General features: G+C 48.6%; 1 protein-coding gene. It reads right to left on the minus strand.

Going from position 1 to position 702, the window contains the following annotated elements:
• The coding region (locus tag ACFPXP_RS07995; RefSeq protein WP_379893712.1) for an IS256 family transposase at nt 1-702 on the minus strand (702 nt) is incomplete at both ends.

Raw genomic sequence — 702 nt, forward strand, 5'->3', positions numbered from 1 at the left:
AATACGCCCCGTCCATTTCTTCATGGCATCCATTGTGGATAAGTACAACATCTTCAACAAAGCCTCATCGGTTGGGAATATCGTTTTCCCCTTCGTAACTTTCCGAAGTTGGCGGTGATAGCCCTCGATGATATTGGTCGTGTAGATGATCTTCCGCATCTCTTGTGGATATTGAAAGAACGCGGTGAGTTCAGTCCAGTTTGTACGCCAGGAGCGCACGATATATGGATATTTTGTTCCCCATTGCGCTTCAAATTCATCCATCGCAGACGCTGCCGCCTGTTCGTTAACGGCCTTGTAGATCGGCTTAAGTGCCGCTGCTACAGCTTTCATCTCCTTATAGGGTACATGCTTCATAGAATTTCGAATCTGGTGCACAATACACTTCTGCACGTCCGTCTGGGGATAGACAGCGGCAATCGCTTCGCTAAATCCATTTAGGTTGTCTACACAGATGATCAGGATGTCTTGCACGCCTCGGCTTTTCAGATCATTCAACACGCCAAGCCAAAACTTGGACGATTCATGCTCGCCAATCCACATGCCGAGAACGTCCTTATGTCCCTCCAGGTCGATGCCGATTACCATGTATGCAGCTTTATTCACTATCGCGTTGTCCTGCCGCACTTTGTAGTGGATAGCGTCCATGAACACGACGGAATACACCTGCTGCAACGGCCGGTTCCGCCATTCTTCAATTCT

The organism is Marinicrinis lubricantis (assembly GCF_042658665.1).
GTDB lineage: Bacteria > Bacillota > Bacilli > Paenibacillales > KCTC-33676 > Marinicrinis > Marinicrinis lubricantis.